Below are 18,559 nucleotides of genomic sequence, written 5' to 3'. Positions count from 1 at the left end.
TTTAATTTTTTATTAGCTGCATAGAATGGCTGCGCTGGGAGCAATCAATGATATTGACGCCGTTCCACGCTAATTCTTGTTCCAGCTCTTTGTCTTTTAATTGGTCAGTAATGAGAAAGTCCACATCGCGATAATGACAAATACGTGCGAATGAGGGCTGCAGAAATTTACTTCCGTCCAGCAGTAGATGTTTTCTTTCTGCTGCTAATAACATTTGTTGTTTTAGATGTGCGTTGTTTTCATTACCTTCACGTAAATAGCCGTCATTACCTAAACTGCTACAGGAAAAAAATATCTTATTAATCTGAAATTCCCTGAGCGGTTGCTCGGCGACGACACCATGGAAATCTTCATAACGGTCTGAATATTCTCCCCCCAGACAGATGGTGCGGATACTGCCGCGTGCCGCAAGGGTTTGCACTATCCTGATAGAATTAGTTAATACCGTTAATTCAATATCCGGGAGTTGTCGCGCTAAATACCAGCATGTAGTGCTGCTGTCGAGTAATATACAATCTCCGGGACTAATGAAATCGAGTGCGCGTTTGGCGATAGCCATCTTTGCATCAACATTTTCATTTATTCTCTGGCGAAATGATAATTCATACTCGTTAATGCCTCGTGTATTTCCCTGAATGTTGGCGGCCTGTCGCTTTGCTGGAACCGCACCACCATGACTGCGTTGTAACAGACCACGTTTCTCCAGTTGCGTTAAATCACGCCGTATAGTTTCTTGTGAAACCTGACATAACGTGACTAATTCAGCGACAATGACCCGACCATTTAAATTTAATTCGTCAATAATTCGCTGCTGTCTTTCAATCGGCAACATAACTCACCTCCGATGGATATAAATTACTGGATAGCGCAATGAGAAAGTGTGGGCTGCGCACGAGTCCACAGTCGCCAAAACGCCGTAACTGATTAGAGTGATTTGGATCTGTCTTTGATGTAAATGAGATGTCTGGTTATCAAAATTAAGTGATCTGTATCACGTAAAAGGGCGTGTGGCAGCGACTTCCCCGTTCTACGCGCGTTGAATAAGCGCAACATGGATTTAACCTAGCATGACCGAGTGTGACCGTTTGTGTGTATTTGACCGTTTTGTGATTAGGCATCAAGAGTCCGACGAATCCGATTGAGCCGCTATCGGCCAAAACGGATGATGGAGCTAATGCGCCATCCAGTACCCGATCGCCACAAGGTGACTGCTTTTTAAGCAGTTAACCCCGCTTTTAGGGCCGGCTCACAGTTTAGGCCTGCTTACAGCGTTCCCGTTGCGCTATCATTTTCTTTCCAGGAATTTGGGGACCGATTTTTTTAATGTCGTATTGGATGAAGTTACTGCTTTTATTGCCCTTTCTTTTTGTCGCGTGCGTACAGGCTCAGCCACTGCAAAAGTCATTTTCTGACTGGCAACTGACCTGTAACAATGCGGCTTTTTGTGTGGCACGCAGTTTTCCCGGAGATAACGGCTTAGTGATGACGCTCTCACGTCATGCTGGCGTCAACGATCGACCCTTGCTGCGTATTGATTACGGCAGCGGCTATAGCGGGGAGCTGCCGGGCGCACCGCTCAAGGATAATCTGCTGCTCGACCAACGCCGTCTGACGCCTGACCTCAAACACTGGACGGTGGAACCCCATCATCTTGCGACCAGCAATGCTATCGCCATCGACGAGTTTCTGGCGCAGACGCTGGATGCGCAAAATCTGCAGCTAACCTATAAAGCCGACGCCACCATCCCGCTCAGCGGCATGAAAGCGGCGTTATTGTTAATGGACGATGTGCAGGGCAGGGTGAACGGTGCCAGCGCTTGGGTAAAACGCGGGGATCGCGTGTTATGGGATGTACCGCCGCAGCCAGCGTTGCCGACGTTACCTGCGCCGTTACCCTCGCCGCCACCGCTAACTCAGGAAGAAACCAGCGGCTTAATCGATTTCGGCACCTGGCGCGTGAACACCGATAACTGCTCGCTCGATCCGCTGCGGCGTGAAGTGAGCGTATCGCCGCTGACCGACAGCAAGGCGCTGCTGCTGATCAGCTGTGAAACCGGTGCCTATAACGTTATCGATCTGGCATTTGAAGTGACGCGCAGTGCGCCTTATGTGTCGCGAGGTTTGAGTTTGACGTTGCCGTTTACCCCCGCATCACGCAGCGATAATCAGCTGGAGTTGGTGAACGCGGAATTCGATGCCAGCAATGGATTGCTCTACACCTTCAGTAAAGGACGTGGGTTGGGCGATTGCGGCGTGGCGACGCGCTGGCAGTATGACGGCAGTGAGTTTGTGCTGGCAGAATATGCGGAAGAGAAAACCTGCGATGCCTGGCACAGCAGTGACGACTGGCCAACCCTTTGGGTTAGCCAGTCACAGAATGCAGTGCAATCGCGTTAAGGTCATGCACAGAATCCAATCATCGCACATTCCGTAGCGGCGCGATTTATCGCGCAATGAATTGCGCCGCTACGATCTGTGGCACTGATTACCGAATCGCTTGCACCGTCATTGGTGAACCGGACTGATTGCCCACCAATTCTGTCAGCATATTATTCACGCCATCACTCATCGGGGTGAAACGCGTTAACGGCGATCGCGTGACCACCACAAACACGCCGACGTTATGCTGCGGCACCATTGCCATATAGGTAATGAAGCCGCCGCCGCCGCCGGTTTTCTGAATAATCCCCGGACGACCTTCCTTCGGCCCCATATACACCCAACCCATGCCCAACGCATCAGCGCGGCCCGGCACATCCATGCCTTCCACTTTGGTCAGCTGATCGCGACGGTAAATCAGGGTTTGCAGGCGATCAATTTGCGGCGTGCGATGACTCACCGCCGAGTTAAGGAACTGCTGCATCCAGCGGCCCATATCGTCTGGCGTTGAGTAAACGCCGCCGCTGCCGATGGCGGCCAGCGTGTTGTTACATGGACTGGCGCCTTTCTCCGCAATCATCAAACGCTGACACTGATCGGGTGATGGCGTGAAGGTGGTGTCTTTCATGCCCAGCGGACGTGTTACCAGTTGCTGCAGCAGCGCGGGATAAGGCGTACCCGCCGCTTTGGCTAACGCATCGCTCAGCAAATCAAAACCGAGATTAGAATAGGCGGCGCGCGAGCCGGGCGTCGCTTTTAACTGCGCGCCGCTCAGCCACTGCCAACGATCGGATTTGGTCGGCCAGACAAACACCGGACGATGCGGTTTCCCGCCCGGCTGCTCGCGCGGCAGGCCGCTGGTGTGCGTTGACAGGTTAATCAGGCGAATCGGTTGACCGTTATAACTCGGCACGCGTGCGCCAGGCGGCGCGTATTTGCTGAGTGGATCGTCAAGACGCAGTTGACCGCGTTCAGCCATCTTCACCATCACTTCGCTGGTCATCAGCTTGCTGAGCGAGGCAATACGGATCACCGAGTCGGGCTGCGGACGCACGTTGTTGCCAGGGCGCGTATCACCAAAGCTGGCGAAGACCCGCTGATTGCCATCAATCGCTACCAGCGCCATGCCGGTTGCGCCGCTGCCATAGAAAATATGCTCGGCATAGCGATCGACGATTTGCGATGCCAGCAGCGGATCGGGCGACGACTGCGCCATGCTTTTTAATGGAAGCACTGTAACCATTAAGGCCAGTAAAAAAGGAGTACGTTTTTTCAACGGGAAAGCGTCCGCTATAAGAATCGGAGGAAAGCTTATAGTAATCAGTTTGAGCGAGGCGTGAAGGGGGCAGGGCGGATTTTTTTCTGTATCAGGCTGTGATCAAAAAATGGCCCTTACGCCAAAAAGACGCAGGGCCAGATCGATTAGTGCGGCTTGAGTAAGGCTTCAGTGTGGCTGACGATGTTCTCGACGGTGAAACCGAATTCCGGGAACAGTTTGCCGGCCGGTGCAGACTCACCAAAGGTGGTCATACCGACGATCGCGCCATCCAGCCCGACATATTTGTACCAGTAATCAGCAATACCGGCTTCAACCGCCACGCGCGCTTTCACGCCGGATGGCAGCACAGATTCGCGATAGGCGGCATCCTGCTTATCAAACACGTCAGTGCTCGGCAGCGAAACCACGCGAATTTTATGGCCGCCGGCGGTGAGTTTATCCGCCGCGCCCAGCGCGATTTCAATCTCTGACCCGGTGGCGATGATGATCGCATCCGGCGTGCCATTGCTGTCCTGCAGCACATAGCCACCGCGCGCGATATTCGCGACCTGCTCTTTGCTGCGTTCCGGCTGCAGCAGATTCTGACGCGACAGGATCAGCGCCGTTGGCCCATGATGGCGCTCAACGGCAGCTTGCCACGCCACGGCCGTTTCGACCTGATCGCACGGACGCCACAGGCTCATGTTCGGCGTGAGGCGCAGGCTGGCAATCTGCTCAACCGGCTGGTGGGTCGGACCATCTTCGCCGAGGCCGATGGAGTCATGCGTATACACCAGCACCTGACGTGCTTTCATCAGCGCCGCCATACGTACCGCATTACGCGCGTACTCGACGAACATCAGGAAGGTGGCGGTGTACGGTACGAAGCCGCCGTGATGCGCGATGCCGTTACCGATCGCCGTCATGCCGAACTCACGCACGCCGTAGTGAATGTAGTTACCGGCGGTATCCTCTTTGATCGATTTGGAGCCCGACCAGATAGTGAGGTTACTTGGTGCCAGATCGGCAGACCCGCCAAGGAATTCCGGCAGCAATTTACCGAACACTTCCAGCGTATTTTGCGACGCTTTACGGCTGGCGATTTTCTGTGGATTAGTCTGCAGCTCTTCAACAAATTTCTGCACTTCGCTGTTCCAGTTCGCCGGCATTTCGCCATTCAGACGACGCTTAAACTCTTGTGCCAGTTCGGGATGCGCCTCGTTGTATGCGGCAAATTTCTCATCCCAGGATTTCTCACGCTGCGCGCCCGCTTCTTTGGCATCCCACTGCTGATAAATCTCTTTCGGGATCTCAAACGGCGGATAGTGCCAGCCCAGTTTCTGCCGCGTCAGTGCCACTTCTTCTTCGCCCAGCGCCGCGCCATGCGACTCCTCTTTACCGGCTTTATTCGGCGAGCCGAAGCCAATAGTGGTGCGACAGATAATCAGTGACGGTTTGTCGGTGACGCTTTGCGCCTCTTTAATCGCGGCAGCGATCGCTTCAGAATCATGTCCGTCGATACCTTCCGCGCTGCCCACGACGTGCCAGTTATAGGCTTCGAAGCGTTTATGCGTGTCGTCGGTGAACCAGCCTTCGGTTTCACCATCGATAGAGATGCCGTTGTGATCGTAGAAACCAATCAGTTTGCCGAGACCGAGCGTACCGGCCAGCGAGCTCACTTCGTGCGAGATGCCTTCCATCAAACAGCCATCGCCCATAAACACGTAAGTGTGGTGATCGACGATGTCATGTCCGGGACGGTTAAACTGCGCCGCCAGCGTGCGTTCGGCAATCGCTAAACCCACTGCGTTGGCTAAACCCTGACCGAGCGGACCGGTAGTGGTTTCCACGCCTGGCGTATAACCCAGTTCGGGATGTCCTGGCGTTTTTGAATGCAACTGTCGGAAGTTTTTCAGCTCTTCCATCGGCAGGTCATAGCCGGTGAGATGCAGCAGGCTGTAAAGCAGCATTGAGCCGTGACCGTTGGAAAGAATAAAGCGGTCACGATCGGCCCATGCCGGGTTGTTCGGGTTGTGTTTCAGGACATCGCGCCACAATACTTCGGCGATATCTGCCATGCCCATCGGCATGCCGGGGTGGCCGGAATTTGCTTTTTGTACCGCATCCATGCTGAGTGCACGAATTGCGTTAGCCAACTCTCTGCGTGAAGACATAAGGTTCTCCCTTGTGATTTGGCGATAGCGGATGAGGCAATGCCCATCCGCCATAAGAGTGATTGCGGATTACAGACGTGACGAGAGGACGTCTTCCAGCTTCTGCTGGTCAATGGCGAACTGGCGGATGCCGTCTGACAGTTTTTCTACTGCCATCGGATCCTGATTATGTTCCCAGCGGAATTCGGCTTCTGACAGTGACGCCGGCTGATGGAAACCTTCGGTTGATGGCTCCAGTTTGCGTTCCAGCGGCGCATCGCTGTTCGCCAGCTCTTCCAGCAGGTTTGGCGAAATGGTCAGGCGGTCGCAGCCGGCCAGCGCCTGGATTTGTTCCACTTTACGGAAGCTGGCGCCCATGATGACGGTGCTATAACGGTGCTTCTTGTAGTAATCGTAGATGCGACGCACAGATTTTACGCCCGGATCTTCATCCACCACATACGGGTCAATCGGCTTACGTGAGTTGTACCAGTCATAAATACGGCCAACAAACGGTGAAATCAGGAACACACCGGCTTCGGCACAGGCTCGCGCCTGGGCGAAGGAGAACAGCAGCGTCAGGTTGCACTGAATGCCATTTTTCTCCAGCTCCTCGGCGGCTTTGATGCCTTCCCAGGTGGACGCCAGTTTGATCAGAATACGTGAGCGATCGATGCCGTTCTCTTCGTACATACGTACCAGTTTCTCGGCTTTGGTGACACACATGCCACGATCGAAGGAGAGGCGCGCATCCACTTCGGTCGAAACACGGCCCGGCACGCTTTTCAGAATTTCCATACCGAGGTTGATCGCCACTTTATCGCTGGCGTTAATGATTTGCGTCTCTTTGCTGCCGCCCTGTTTTTTCGCGTAGTCGATGGCGTCATCAATCAGGTGCTTATAAGCGTCGAGACCGGCGGCTTTGAGAATCAATGATGGGTTAGTGGTCGCATCTTCGGGATGGTAATGGCGAATAGATTCGATATCGCCGCTGTCGGCCACCACGGTGGTGTACTGTTTTAATGCATCTAGCTGGTTCATCGCTTAACTCCTTGATGAGCAATAATGTGGGCAAGGGTGTTGCACCCATTCCTGTTAAGTTGTGGTCCAACACAGTGCTACAGACGTTGCACGAAGAAAATGCGTTTTCTCTGATTGTGCCGTCGTGGCGCTTAAGAGGTGCGATAGTGAAAGGAGGACTTGCCTAAACGGTTCAGCTACGCTTTTTGCCATCAATAAGGATAGCAGGCTGTGGCAAAGCCGCAGGCGAAACGGTAGCAATCCGTGCCTTTCAGACTGTGCGTTCTTTGAGCGCCTTCACCCTCTTTTATGCTGCACATTCCTATACTGAACGCTCATTTAGCGGCGCCAAAGGATGCCTAATGGACGATCAACTCAAGCAAAGCGCTCTCGATTTTCACCAATTCCCCACTCCCGGAAAAATTCAGGTTTCCCCCACCAAGCCGTTAGCCACACAGCGTGATTTGGCGCTGGCTTACTCGCCTGGCGTGGCCGCGCCTTGTCTGGAAATTGCCGCCGATCCGCTGGCGGCACGCAAATACACCGCGCGTGGCAATCTGGTGGCGGTGATCTCCAACGGCACCGCGGTGCTTGGTCTCGGCAACATTGGCGCGCTGGCGAGTAAGCCGGTGATGGAAGGCAAAGGCGTGCTGTTCAAAAAATTTGCGGGTATTGATGTATTTGATATCGAAATCGATGAACGCGATCCCGACAAGCTGATTGAAGTGATTGCCGCGCTGGAACCCACTTTTGGCGGCATCAATCTGGAAGATATCAAAGCGCCCGAGTGTTTCTATATTGAGAAAAAGCTGCGCGAGCGCATGCAGATTCCGGTGTTTCACGACGATCAGCACGGCACCGCTATCATCTGCACTGCTGCGGTACTCAACGGTTTAACCATCGTCAAAAAAGCCATCGGCGATGTGCGGCTGGTGGTATCCGGCGCGGGCGCCTCGGCGATTGCCTGCCTGAACCTGCTGGTGGCGCTCGGTATGCAGAAGCACAACATTGTGGTGTGCGATTCCAAAGGTGTGATTTATCGCGATCGCGAGCCGAATATGACGCCGACCAAAGCCGAGTACGCGGTGGCCGACAGCGGCGCACGCACGCTGGACGAGGTGATTGGCGACGCGGATATCTTCCTCGGCTGTTCCGGTCCCAAAGCCTTAACACCGGAGATGGTGCAGAAGATGGCGCAAGACCCGCTGATTCTGGCGCTCGCCAATCCCGAACCGGAAATCATGCCACCGCTGGCCAAACAGGTGCGGCCTGACGCAATTATCTGTACCGGGCGTTCCGATTTCCCCAATCAGGTAAACAACGTGCTGTGCTTCCCGTTTATTTTCCGCGGTGCGCTGGACGTGGGTGCGACAGCGATCAACGAAGCGATGAAGCTGGCGGCGGTGCACGCGATTGCGGCGCTGGCGCAGGCGGAACAAAGCGATGTGGTGGCCTCGGCGTATGACGATCAGGACCTGAGTTTCGGCCCGGAATACCTGATCCCTAAACCCTTCGATCCACGTTTGATTGTGCAAATCGCGCCGGCGGTGGCCAAAGCGGCGATGGCATCGGGCGTTGCCACGCGACCGATTGAAGACTTTGATGCCTATCGTGAGCAGCTCACCGAGTTCGTCTATAAAACCAACCTGTTCATGAAGCCGATCTTCTCGCAGGCGCGCAAAGATCCGAAACGCGTGGTGCTGGCCGAAGGTGAGGAAGTGCGCGTACTGCACGCCACGCAGGAGCTGGTGACGTTGGGGCTGGCGAAGCCGATTCTGATTGGTCGCCCGAATGTGATCGCCATGCGCCTGCAAAAACAGGGTTTGAAGATCGAGGCGGGCAAGGATTTTGAGATCGTCAATAACGAGTCCGATCCGCGTTTCAAGGCGTACTGGAACGAGTATTACCAGATCATGAAACGGCGCGGCGTGACGCCGGAAACTGCCCAGCGCGCGGTGATTGGTAATCCCACGCTGATTGGCGCGATCATGGTGCATCGTGGTGAAGCCGACGCGCTGATCTGCGGCACCATCGGCGATTATCAGGAACATTACGACGTGGTGGAGAAAGTGTTTGGCCTGCGCGATGACGTGAAGGTGGCGGGCGCGATGAATGCGCTGTTGCTGCCGAGCGGCAATACCTTTATTGCCGACACGTATGTCAATGAAGATCCCAGCGCGGAACAGCTCGCGGATATCACGCTGCTGGCGGCGGAAACGGTGCGGCGCTTCGGCATTGAACCGCGCGTGGCGCTGCTATCGCACTCCAGCTTTGGCACCTCGAACGCGCCGGGCGCCCGTAAAATGCGCGAAGTCCTGGCGCTGATTCAGCAACGCGCACCCGATCTGGAGATCGATGGTGAGATGCACGGCGATGCGGCGCTGGTCGAGAGCATTCGCCGTGAATTGATGCCGGACAGTCCGCTAAAAGGCACCGCGAATTTGCTGATTATGCCCAACGTCGAAGCGGCGCGTATCAGCTATAACCTGCTGCGCGTTTCTTGTTCCGAAGGTGTGACGGTGGGGCCGGTGTTGATGGGGATCAGCAAGCCAGTGCATGTGTTGACGCGCATCGCCTCGGTGCGGCGCATTGTGAATATGGTGGCGTTAGCGGTGGTAGAGGCGCAGACCGAGCCGTTGTAATACCAGGTCGCCATGAATTGCGCCGCTACAATGTGTGCGCTCGGTAATTAGGGTTTTCATCTCTTAAATGACGAGGATTAGCCATTTATGGCGACAAGGACATCACTATTGTGCGGCCCTCGAAACGGTCGTCATTAATGACGACCCTACAATTCAGGCAGCGATTACACGGTTTAATATGCACTGCCGTAGCAGCGTGGGTGTTGAGGCGACATCCTAACCCGCTGAGCGAGAGAGGGATTCCAGGGCGAACCGCAGGGATGCGGTGAGAGGCGGCGCTGAGCAGGAGCGAATCGCCGCCGGTCCGTCAGGAATCGCGATCGAGTGAAGGCACCGCGCAGCGGCGGGTTGGGCTGGCGCAGGGCCCGGGAGTGAAGAGGGCGTGGCCAGACGCCCTCTTCTCGGTCGCCGCACGGCTGAACTGCAACTGCCACAGCCAATGGCGAACGAAAGTCGCTTTGCGCTCAACTGATCGGCATTACGCCATAAATGGCGCCCCTACGTGTTATTTCAACCAATCCTTCACCGGCAGGAAATCGCGGTACAACGCGGCTTCGGGCGAGTCGGGTTCTGGCTGATAATCGTATTCCCAACGCACCAACGGTGGCATCGACATCAAAATGGACTCGGTGCGACCGCCGGTTTGCAGGCCAAACAGCGTGCCGCGATCCCACACCAGATTGAACTCGACATAGCGACCACGACGGTAAAGCTGGAACTGACGCTCGCGATCGCCCCACGGCAGCGCTTTGCGCTTTGCCACAATCGGCAGATAGGCTTGGGAAAAACCATTGCCGATGGCTTGCATGAAATCGAAGCAGTAATCGAAATCGGGCGTGTTCAGGTCGTCGTAGAACAGACCGCCGATGCCGCGCTGCTCGTCGCGATGCTTCAGATAGAAGTAATCGTCGCACCACTTTTTGTAGCGCGGATAAACGTCTTCACCAAACGGCTGGCACAGATCGTGAGCGGTTTGATGCCAGTGCAGCGCATCCTCTTCGAAACCGTAATAAGGCGTGAGATCGAAACCGCCGCCAAACCACCATACCGGGTCGGCACCCGGTTTTTCCGCAATAAAGAAGCGCACGTTGGCATGGCTGGTTGGTACGTAAGGATTGGATGGATGTACTACCAGCGACACGCCCATTGCTTCAAAACTGCGGCCGGCCAGTTCGGGACGATGCGCGGTAGCGGAAGCAGGCATTTGATCGCCGTGGACGTGCGAGAAGTTTACGCCAGCCTGTTCAAACACCGCGCCATCACGCAATACGCGACTGCGTCCGCCGCCGCCGCCGGGACGCTGCCACTCATCTTCGGCAAAGCTCGCCTTGCCATCTTCCGCCGCTAATTGGGCGCAAATATCATCTTGCAGCGCCAGCAAAAAGGCTTTGACGCGGGAAATATCGGGATTGCTCATCTGTCACTCGTTCCGGAAATTTGCCGCGATTCTACCACAGGATAAAGCCTATGCTTCGCGGCGATCGACCTCATCAAAGTAGCGGGCGATACCGTCGGCAATGGCGCTGGCAATTTTCTGGCGGAACGCCTGTGTGCCGAGCAACTGTTCCTCACGCGGATTGGTAATAAAGGAGGTTTCCACCAGTACCGAAGGAATCGACGGCGATTTCAGCACCGCAAACGCCGCCTGTTCGGTGTGCTGGCTGTGCAGATGATGCACCGGACGAATCTGGTCCAGCACGTGTTTACCGAGCGTCAGACTGTTGCGGATGGTATCGGTTTGCACCAAATCGAACAGAATCTGGTTGAGATAATGATCTTTATCCTGCACCTCGGCGCCGCCCACTTTGTCGGCGTCGTTTTCGCGTTGTGATAAATAGCGCGCCATCGCGCTGCTGGCACCGCGATTGGAGAGGGCAAACACCGATGCGCCGTTAGCATCCGGGCTGGTATAGCCGTCGGCGTGGATCGACATAAACAGGTTAGCGCCGTGCTGGTGGGCAATTTCGACGCGCTGATAGAGCGGAATAAAGTGGTCGCTGTCGCGCGTCAGGCGCACTTCAATGCGCGGATGCGACTGCAGCAACGTCTTCACGGTGTTGGCGATAGCCAGCACGATATGTTTCTCTTCCGAACCCTCTTCGCCCACTGCGCCGGAATCGATGCCGCCGTGGCCAGGATCGATCATTACGATGCGTTTGCCGTTGGTAGACGGTTTCGGTGGCGTGTGGCGTGGGCTGACACGCACATCGTTATTTTGCTCTTTAGCCTGCACGGCGCGCGGTGACAACACCGCCAGCGCTAAACCGGAAAGAATCAGTTGGCGACGATTGGTAAGGCGCTTTAGCAGTGAAATCTTCTTCATTAACGGGTCCATGGCAGGTAAATCCTGCCCAGTGTTATAGCGTAACAATCGCAAGGCGGCGACCTCGTAACTATTTCAAGTGTTTACTTTCTATTGCAACTGACTAACAACCCTGTCGCGCTTTTTTTGCACCGTTGTCGCGCGTGAGGGTTGCGCCTGGCAAAGAATGCGTGATAATCAGCGAATTGTGCCAAACAGCAGGGTAACGTCGATGGAAATCCGTTCTTTCCGCCAGGAAGATTTTGAAGAAGTGATCACGCTCTGGGAGCGTTGTGATTTGTTACGTCCATGGAACGATCCCGAGCTGGACATCGAACGCAAAATGAATCACGACCCGGAACTGTTTCTGGTGGCGGAAGTTGGCGGTGAAGTGGTCGGTACGGTAATGGGCGGCTACGACGGCCACCGTGGTTCAGTCTACTATCTGGCGGTGCATCCTGATTATCAGGGACGTGGCTTTGCCAATGCACTGATGAATCGACTGGAGAAAAAGTTGATTGCGCGTGGCTGTCCCAAAATTAATTTGATGGTGCGCGAAGAGAACGATCAGGTCGTCGCGTTTTATGAAAAGCTTGAATACGAGCCGGTGGATTCACTGCTGCTGGGTAAGCGTCTGATTGAAGATCGCGAATATTAATGGTCGGTTTGAAATACCTTCCCGAAGAGTACGATGCGAAAGGGCAGCTGCGGCTGCCGTTTCTTTTCTGGCTGATCCTGTTGTTGCAGGCGCGCACCTGGCTGCTGCTGGTGATGGCGGGAGCATCGCGTCAGCAGGGCAATGATTTGCTGGCGCTGTTCTATCCCGATCGCCAAAGCTTCTGGCTGGGACTGGCGTTAGGCATCCCTGCGGCGATGGGGATGTTGCTGACCGGCTATCGTCAACGCTGGCCGCGTCTGTGGCAAAACTGGCGCCATGTGTTAAGTGCATCGCTGCTAGTCAGCCTACTGTGGCAAGGTTCCAGCCTGCTGCAAGGTGCTTTTCCTGACTCGCCGCTGCCGCTGTTATTGACGCTGTTTGACCTGCTGGCCTTACTCTGGCTGCTAACCCAACATCGGTTACGCGACTGCTTTCTGCCGGAACATCAGCACTTCGAATAAACTTTTTGCCGGTTTGCGACTCCAACAGGCACGCCAATCGGCTTAGCAGATCAAGGAGTTTTCATGAAAGTTGTTCGTCACGCACTGCTGGTTAGCAGCATGGTCCTGGCCGGCTGCGCCAGTTCGGGTTCCTCTACCAGCGCGAGCGATAGCGAAAGCCATTGGTACAATCCGCTTAGCTATCACTGGTCAGCGCTCAATCCGCTCGGTTGGTTTGGTGGATCGCTGGAGGTAACCGAGCAAGGCGTTGCGGGCCTGACGAGCACGACCTCGATGTCGGAAGAGGCCATCAATAAAGCGCTTAACGGCGATTACAAACTGCGTCAGGGGATGCGCACGCAGGAGGGTAAGGTGGTGGATTTCTGGCAGGCGCTGGACGGCGACAAGGTCAAATTGGTGATTAATGGCAGCACGAGCGTTGAACGCATTGAAGTGCAGGACGCTGAGGCCAAAGCGGCAGACGGCAGCAAAATCGGCGATCTGTTCAGTGATAAGTTCAGCAAAGCCTTTAATAACTGCAAAATGGTCACCGGTCTCGATGCCCGTGATGTGGAGTGCCGTGCGCCGGGCAGCCAGCATATCGCCTACATATACAGCGGTGAATGGCACGGACCAGAAGGCTTAATGCCGTCAGACGATACCTTAAAAAGCTGGAAAATCAGCAAGATTGTTTGGCAGCGCTAAGCAGCACGCGGACGGCTACGCGGCCGTCCGTATTATTCCCATTCATCACATAAACTCTCCCACCGTCTTATGCTTTTTTAGACTTTGAAATCCCTAAACGATATATAAAACCGTTACAGCTTTCCCCTGAGTTATAAATACACTGACTGCATCTAATGGCATTGGCTTAATCGCCGTCTTTCTGGGTGCAGCATGACACTTCCGATTTCGAAAAAATGGCTTGGCGGTATCGCGCTTTCGTGTGCTTTAGCAAGTGCGGCGCAAGCGACCGAGTTGCTGAATAGCTCTTACGACGTTTCACGCGAACTGTTCGTTGCCCTGAATGCGCCATTTGAAAAGCAATGGGACGCTGCACACCCCAATGACAAGCTGACCATCAAGCAGTCGCACGCGGGTTCTTCCAAACAGGCGCTGGCGATTCTGCAAGGTCTGCGCGCCGATGTGGTGACCTACAATCAGGTGACTGATGTGCAGGTGCTGCATGACAAAGGCCAACTGATTCCCGCTGACTGGCAACAACGTTTGCCCAACAGCAGCTCACCGTTTTACTCCACCATGGCGTTTCTGGTGCGTAAAGGTAACCCGAAGCAGATTCACAGCTGGGCCGATTTGGCGCACGACAACGTGAAGCTGATTTTCCCTAATCCTAAAACCTCGGGTAATGGGCGTTATACCTATCTGGCCGCGTGGGGCGCTGCCGATCAGGCTGATGGCAAAGATAAAGCCAAAACCGAAGCCTTTATGGCGAAGTTCCTGAAGAACGTCGAGGTGTTTGATACCGGCGGTCGCGGTGCCACCACCACCTTTGCTGAGCGCGGCTTGGGCGATGTGCTGATTAGCTTTGAATCGGAAGTGAATAATATTCGCAATCAGTACGGCAAAGATGAGTACGAAGTCATCGTGCCGAAAACCAATATTCTGGCGGAGTTTCCGGTGGCGTGGGTCGATAAAAATGTCGAGCACAATGGCACCGTCGATGCCGCGAAAGCGTATCTGAATTATCTCTATACGCCTGAAGCGCAGAAAATTATCACTCATTACTACTATCGCGTGAACAACCCACAGCTGATGGCGGAGCAGAAGGATCGCTTCCCGCAAACCGAACTGTTTAACGTTAACGACGCATTTGGCGGCTGGGAGAAGGTGATGAAAACCCATTTTGCCAGCGACGGTGAGCTGGACAAATTGCTGGCTGCGGGGCGCGGGTAATGTTCGCGCTTGCTCAAAAACGTGTATTGCCGGGCTTTGGCTTAAGCCTTGGCACCAGTTTGCTGTTCACCTGCCTGATTCTGTTGCTGCCGATCAGCGCGTTGCTGATGCAACTGTCGCAGATGACGCTGGCACAATACTGGGCTGTGATCAGTCATCCGCAGCTGATCGCCGCGTATAAAGTCACGATTCTGGCGGCGGGCGTTGCCTCACTGTTCAATGCAGTGTTCGGCATGCTGATGGCGTGGATTTTAACGCGCTATCGCTTCCCGGGACGTACGCTGCTGGACGGTTTGATGGATTTACCGTTTGCGCTGCCTACCGCGGTAGCCGGTTTAACGCTGGCAGGCCTGTTTTCGGTTAACGGCTGGTACGGTCAGTGGCTGGCGCATTTTGATATCAAAGTCTCTTACACCTGGCTCGGCATCGCGGTTGCCATGGCGTTTACCAGCATTCCGTTTGTGGTGCGTACCGTGCAGCCGGTACTGGAAGAGTTAGGGCCGGAATATGAAGAAGCAGCCGAAACCCTTGGCGCCACCCGCTGGCAGAGTTTCCGTCGCGTGGTATTACCTGAAGTGGCGCCGGCATTGCTGGCCGGTACCGCGTTGTCGTTTACCCGCAGCATCGGTGAGTTCGGTGCGGTGATTTTCATTGCCGGTAACATCGCGTGGAAAACGGAAGTGACCTCATTAATGATTTTCGTGCGACTGCAGGAGTTCGATTATCCGGCAGCAAGTGCTATCGCGTCGGTGATCATGGCGGCTTCCTTGCTGCTGCTTTTCGCCATTAATACCTTGCAGAGCCGCTTTGGCCGTCGTTTAGGAGGCCACTGATGGCGGAGATTTCACACATCAATCACGCCGATCGCCAACCCATCAACTGGGGCAAGTGGCTGCTGATTGGCATTGGCGCGCTGGTTTCTATCCTGCTGTTGGTGGTGCCGATGGTCTCCATCTTCTGGGAAGCACTTAACCAGGGTCTGGTCGCCTCGCTGAGTAACCTGAAAGATGGCGACATGATGCATGCTATCTGGCTGACCCTGTTAGTGGCGCTGATTACCGTGCCGGTAAATATGGTGTTCGGTACGCTGCTGGCGTGGCTGGTGACGCGCTTTACCTTCCCGGGTCGCCAACTGCTGTTGACGCTTTTTGATATTCCCTTTGCCGTGTCGCCGGTGGTTGCCGGTTTAATGTATCTGCTGTTCTGGGGCGTTAATGGCCCGGCGGGTGGCTGGCTGGATGCACACAATATTCAGGTGATGTTCTCCTGGCCTGGCATGGTGCTGGCCACTATCTTCGTGACCTGTCCGTTTGTGGTGCGTGAATTGGTGCCGGTGATGCTGAGCCAGGGCAGTCATGAAGATGAAGCCGCGGTGCTGCTAGGCGCATCTGGCTGGCAGATGTTCCGCCGCGTGACGTTGCCGAATATTCGTTGGGCACTGATGTATGGCGTGGTGCTGACCAACGCACGTGCGATTGGTGAATTTGGTGCGGTCTCGGTCGTGTCGGGATCGATTCGCGGCGAAACCTATACCTTGCCGCTTCAGGTTGAATTACTGCATCAGGATTACAACACCGTGGGCGCCTTTACCGCCGCCGCGCTGCTGACCCTGATGGCAATTGTAACGCTGTTTCTGAAAAGCGTGGTGCAGTGGCGATTAGAGCATCAGCAGAAGCGCCTACAGGAGGAAAATCATGAGCATTGAGATTAAACACATTAACAAAGCGTTTGACCGCACATCGGTACTGAACGACATCTCTCTGGATATTCCTTCCGGCAAGATGGTGGCACTGCTGGGCCCCTCCGGTTCCGGGAAAACCACGCTGCTGCGCATTATCGCCGGGTTGGAGCATCAGAATAGCGGGCAAATCCATTTTAATGGCAAAGACGTGAGCCGCATCCATGCACGCGATCGTCAGGTTGGCTTTGTGTTCCAGCACTATGCGCTGTTTCGCCATATGACGGTGTTCGACAACATCGCCTTTGGTTTAACGGTGTTGCCGCGCCGTGAGCGACCAGGTGCCGCAGAGATCAAAAAACGCGTAACGCGTCTGCTGGAGATGGTGCAGCTGGCACATCTGGCAAACCGTTTCCCGGCGCAGCTTTCGGGTGGACAGAAACAGCGTGTGGCGTTGGCGCGTGCGTTGGCCGTTGAACCGCAAATTCTGCTGCTGGACGAACCGTTTGGTGCGCTTGATGCGCAAGTGCGTAAAGAACTGCGTCGCTGGCTGCGTCAGCTGCATGAAGAGTTGAAATTCACCAGCGTGTTCGTCACTCACGATCAGGAAGAAGCGATGGAAGTGGCGGACACCGTAGTGGTGATGAGCCAGGGCAATATTGAACAGGTGGGTACGCCAGATGACGTATGGCGCGATCCATCGACGCGCTTTGTGCTCGAATTCCTGGGTGAAGTAAATCGCTTTGACGGTGAAGTGCATGGATCGCAGTTCCATGTTGCTGCGCATCGCTGGCCGCTGGGTTATACGCCCGCGCATCAGGGCGAGGTTGAGCTGTTCCTGCGTCCGTGGGAAATCGATATATCGCGCCAGAGCAGCCTCGAAACCCCGCTGCCGGTGCAGGTGCTGGAGATCAGCCCGCGCGGCCACTTCTGGCAGCTGGTAGTGGAGCCGAGCGGCTGGCAAGGTGATGTGTTCTCCGTAGTGTTCGATGGCGATCATAACGCGCCGATTCGCGGTGAACGCCTGTTCATTGGCCTGCAACAGGCGCGAATTTACCATGGCACTACGCCGCTGCGCCCGGTTGCCTTTGCCGAGAGCGCCTGATATTTTTGACACTCCTTCGGGCGGGACTTTCCCGCCCGTTTTATTTGCCCCTCTTTCGTCTGGAATCAAACCGTGACCACACTGGAAAACACCATCGGCAACACGCCGTTGATTAAGTTGCAGCGCCTGACGCCTGATAACGGCAGCGAGATCTGGCTAAAGCTGGAAGGCAACAATCCAGCCGGTTCAGTGAAAGATCGCGCGGCCTGGTCGATGATTAATCAGGCGGAGTTGCGCGGTGACATCAAACCGGGTGATACCTTAATTGAAGCCACCAGCGGCAACACCGGTATTGCGCTGGCGATGATTGCGGCGATGAAAGGCTACAAGCTGCGCTTGCTAATGCCCGAGAACATGAGCCAGGAGCGCCAGGATGCGATGCGCGCATACGGCGCTGAATTGTTGCTGGTGACGCGCGAGCAGGGCATGGAAGGGGCGCGTGACATGGCGCAGGCGATGGCCGATCGCGGTGAAGGGCGGGTGCTGGACCAATTTAACAATCCCGATAATCCGCTGGGCCACTATCTCACCACGGGCCCGGAAATCTGGCGGCAAACGCATGGACGCATGACGCATTTTGTCTCCAGCATGGGCACCACCGGCACCATTAGCGGCGTGGGGCGTTATTTAAAAGAGTTCGCGCCAGCGGTGCAGGTGATTGGTCTGCAGCCGCAAGAGGGCAGCAGTATTCCCGGTATACGGCGCTGGCCTGAGGCGTATTTGCCCGGCATTTTTCGTCCAGACTTAGTGGATGAAGTGATCGATATGGCGCAGCACGAAGCCGAAGAAACCATGCGTGCGCTGGCGCAGCGCGAAGGGGTTTTCTGTGGCGTCAGCTCTGGCGGCGCGGTTGCTGGCGCCTTGCGCATCGCGACAGCACAGCCTGGCAGCGTGGTGGTGGCGATTGTTTGCGATCGCGGCGACCGCTATCTCTCCACCGGCGTTTTCCACTGATTCCTCTTTCCTGCAGATTCTCTGGCCTGTGCGTATTGTGATAGTACGCCCAGGCC

At 55.2% G+C, this 18,559-nt stretch carries 16 protein-coding genes; 10 read left to right on the top strand and 6 right to left on the bottom strand.

Annotated elements, in window-relative coordinates; translation table 11 throughout:
• Position 1: 1 nt before the first annotated feature.
• The gene (locus AC6I8K_RS13525; RefSeq protein WP_064739494.1) at positions 2–832 is read right to left on the bottom strand and encodes a DeoR/GlpR family DNA-binding transcription regulator; all 831 of its coding nucleotides are present in this window, start codon (positions 830–832) and stop codon (positions 2–4) included.
• 491 nt (positions 833–1,323) lie between these two features.
• Here AC6I8K_RS13525 and AC6I8K_RS13520 point away from each other — a divergent pair, with 491 nt between their 5' ends.
• On the top strand, positions 1,324–2,397 hold the full coding sequence (locus AC6I8K_RS13520; RefSeq protein WP_497826894.1) for a DUF1176 domain-containing protein: 1,074 nt from the start codon (positions 1,324–1,326) through the stop codon (positions 2,395–2,397).
• A gap of 88 nt (positions 2,398–2,485) precedes the next feature.
• Here the strand turns inward: AC6I8K_RS13520 and ampH are convergent, their stop codons facing one another.
• The 3 genes from ampH to tal form a co-directional block, all read right to left on the bottom strand.
• Complete coding sequence (gene ampH, locus AC6I8K_RS13515; RefSeq protein ID WP_064739492.1) at positions 2,486–3,655, bottom strand: D-alanyl-D-alanine-carboxypeptidase/endopeptidase AmpH; 1,170 nt, start codon at positions 3,653–3,655, stop codon at positions 2,486–2,488.
• 146 nt (positions 3,656–3,801) lie between these two features.
• The gene (tkt, locus tag AC6I8K_RS13510; protein WP_497826893.1) at positions 3,802–5,811 is read right to left on the bottom strand and encodes a transketolase; all 2,010 of its coding nucleotides are present in this window, start codon (positions 5,809–5,811) and stop codon (positions 3,802–3,804) included.
• A gap of 69 nt (positions 5,812–5,880) precedes the next feature.
• On the bottom strand, positions 5,881–6,831 hold the full coding sequence (tal, locus tag AC6I8K_RS13505; protein WP_064739490.1) for a transaldolase: 951 nt from the start codon (positions 6,829–6,831) through the stop codon (positions 5,881–5,883).
• A gap of 341 nt (positions 6,832–7,172) precedes the next feature.
• Here tal and maeB point away from each other — a divergent pair, with 341 nt between their 5' ends.
• Positions 7,173–9,452 carry an NADP-dependent oxaloacetate-decarboxylating malate dehydrogenase gene (gene maeB, locus AC6I8K_RS13500; protein ID WP_064739489.1) on the top strand — a complete coding sequence of 760 codons (2,280 nt, stop codon included), beginning with the start codon at positions 7,173–7,175 and terminating at the stop codon, positions 9,450–9,452.
• 505 nt (positions 9,453–9,957) lie between these two features.
• On the opposite strand, the gene hemF is transcribed toward maeB, so the two are convergent.
• Both hemF and amiA read right to left on the bottom strand, forming a co-directional pair.
• The gene (gene hemF, locus AC6I8K_RS13495; protein ID WP_497826892.1) at positions 9,958–10,869 is read right to left on the bottom strand and encodes an oxygen-dependent coproporphyrinogen oxidase; all 912 of its coding nucleotides are present in this window, start codon (positions 10,867–10,869) and stop codon (positions 9,958–9,960) included.
• Positions 10,870–10,917: 48 nt separating this feature from the next.
• A complete protein-coding gene (gene amiA, locus AC6I8K_RS13490; protein WP_497826891.1) occupies positions 10,918–11,775 on the bottom strand; it encodes an N-acetylmuramoyl-L-alanine amidase AmiA in 858 nt (285 codons plus the stop codon).
• Positions 11,776–11,986: 211 nt separating this feature from the next.
• On the opposite strand from amiA, the gene AC6I8K_RS13485 reads away from it, so the two are divergent.
• The 8 genes from AC6I8K_RS13485 to cysM all read left to right on the top strand — a co-directional run bounded on the left by AC6I8K_RS13485 (position 11,987) and on the right by cysM (position 18,503).
• A complete protein-coding gene (locus AC6I8K_RS13485; RefSeq protein ID WP_007889032.1) occupies positions 11,987–12,412 on the top strand; it encodes a GNAT family acetyltransferase in 426 nt (141 codons plus the stop codon).
• A complete protein-coding gene (locus AC6I8K_RS13480; RefSeq protein ID WP_064739487.1) occupies positions 12,412–12,873 on the top strand; it encodes a DUF2919 domain-containing protein in 462 nt (153 codons plus the stop codon). Before AC6I8K_RS13485 ends, AC6I8K_RS13480 begins: the two co-directional genes overlap by 1 nt.
• A gap of 63 nt (positions 12,874–12,936) precedes the next feature.
• Positions 12,937–13,557, top strand: coding sequence for an RpoE-regulated lipoprotein (locus AC6I8K_RS13475; RefSeq protein ID WP_064739486.1), 621 nt, complete (start codon positions 12,937–12,939; stop codon positions 13,555–13,557).
• A 192-nt stretch (positions 13,558–13,749) separates the two neighbouring features.
• Entirely contained in the window at positions 13,750–14,766 is a 1,017-nt protein-coding gene (locus AC6I8K_RS13470) for a sulfate ABC transporter substrate-binding protein (protein WP_497826890.1), read from the top strand.
• A complete protein-coding gene (gene cysT, locus AC6I8K_RS13465; RefSeq protein WP_064739484.1) occupies positions 14,766–15,599 on the top strand; it encodes a sulfate/thiosulfate ABC transporter permease CysT in 834 nt (277 codons plus the stop codon). The genes AC6I8K_RS13470 and cysT overlap by 1 nt, the downstream gene beginning before the upstream one ends.
• Positions 15,599–16,471 (top strand): sulfate/thiosulfate ABC transporter permease CysW, encoded by an 873-nt coding sequence (gene cysW, locus AC6I8K_RS13460; RefSeq protein ID WP_497826889.1) that lies wholly within the window; start codon positions 15,599–15,601, stop codon positions 16,469–16,471. Before cysT ends, cysW begins: the two co-directional genes overlap by 1 nt.
• The gene (gene cysA / locus AC6I8K_RS13455; protein ID WP_483817848.1) at positions 16,461–17,549 is read left to right on the top strand and encodes a sulfate/thiosulfate ABC transporter ATP-binding protein CysA; all 1,089 of its coding nucleotides are present in this window, start codon (positions 16,461–16,463) and stop codon (positions 17,547–17,549) included. The genes cysW and cysA overlap by 11 nt, the downstream gene beginning before the upstream one ends.
• 72 nt (positions 17,550–17,621) lie before the next feature.
• Positions 17,622–18,503, top strand: coding sequence for a cysteine synthase CysM (gene cysM / locus AC6I8K_RS13450; RefSeq protein WP_497826888.1), 882 nt, complete (start codon positions 17,622–17,624; stop codon positions 18,501–18,503).
• Positions 18,504–18,559 lie beyond the last annotated feature (56 nt).

The organism is Pantoea sp. X-Soil-ISGK-421 (assembly GCF_059730785.1).
The sequence above is the reverse complement of the archived record's forward strand: the minus strand, read 5'-3'. Positions and strand labels throughout refer to the sequence as shown.

Excerpts from the sequence above, each read along its gene's own strand:
- AC6I8K_RS13525 (WP_064739494.1), bottom strand. The coding sequence starts at position 832 with ATGTTGCCGATTGAAAGACAGCAGCGAATTATTGACGAATTAAATTTA.
- AC6I8K_RS13520 (WP_497826894.1), top strand. The coding sequence starts at position 1,324 with ATGTCGTATTGGATGAAGTTACTGCTTTTATTGCCCTTTCTTTTTGTC.
- tkt (WP_497826893.1), bottom strand. The coding sequence starts at position 5,811 with ATGTCTTCACGCAGAGAGTTGGCTAACGCAATTCGTGCACTCAGCATG.
- tal (WP_064739490.1), bottom strand. The coding sequence starts at position 6,831 with ATGAACCAGCTAGATGCATTAAAACAGTACACCACCGTGGTGGCCGAC.
- maeB (WP_064739489.1), top strand. The coding sequence starts at position 7,173 with ATGGACGATCAACTCAAGCAAAGCGCTCTCGATTTTCACCAATTCCCC.
- hemF (WP_497826892.1), bottom strand. The coding sequence starts at position 10,869 with ATGAGCAATCCCGATATTTCCCGCGTCAAAGCCTTTTTGCTGGCGCTG.
- amiA (WP_497826891.1), bottom strand. The coding sequence starts at position 11,775 with ATGAAGAAGATTTCACTGCTAAAGCGCCTTACCAATCGTCGCCAACTG.
- AC6I8K_RS13485 (WP_007889032.1), top strand. The coding sequence starts at position 11,987 with ATGGAAATCCGTTCTTTCCGCCAGGAAGATTTTGAAGAAGTGATCACG.
- AC6I8K_RS13480 (WP_064739487.1), top strand. The coding sequence starts at position 12,412 with ATGGTCGGTTTGAAATACCTTCCCGAAGAGTACGATGCGAAAGGGCAG.
- AC6I8K_RS13475 (WP_064739486.1), top strand. The coding sequence starts at position 12,937 with ATGAAAGTTGTTCGTCACGCACTGCTGGTTAGCAGCATGGTCCTGGCC.
- AC6I8K_RS13470 (WP_497826890.1), top strand. The coding sequence starts at position 13,750 with ATGACACTTCCGATTTCGAAAAAATGGCTTGGCGGTATCGCGCTTTCG.
- cysT (WP_064739484.1), top strand. The coding sequence starts at position 14,766 with ATGTTCGCGCTTGCTCAAAAACGTGTATTGCCGGGCTTTGGCTTAAGC.
- cysW (WP_497826889.1), top strand. The coding sequence starts at position 15,599 with ATGGCGGAGATTTCACACATCAATCACGCCGATCGCCAACCCATCAAC.
- cysA (WP_483817848.1), top strand. The coding sequence starts at position 16,461 with ATGAGCATTGAGATTAAACACATTAACAAAGCGTTTGACCGCACATCG.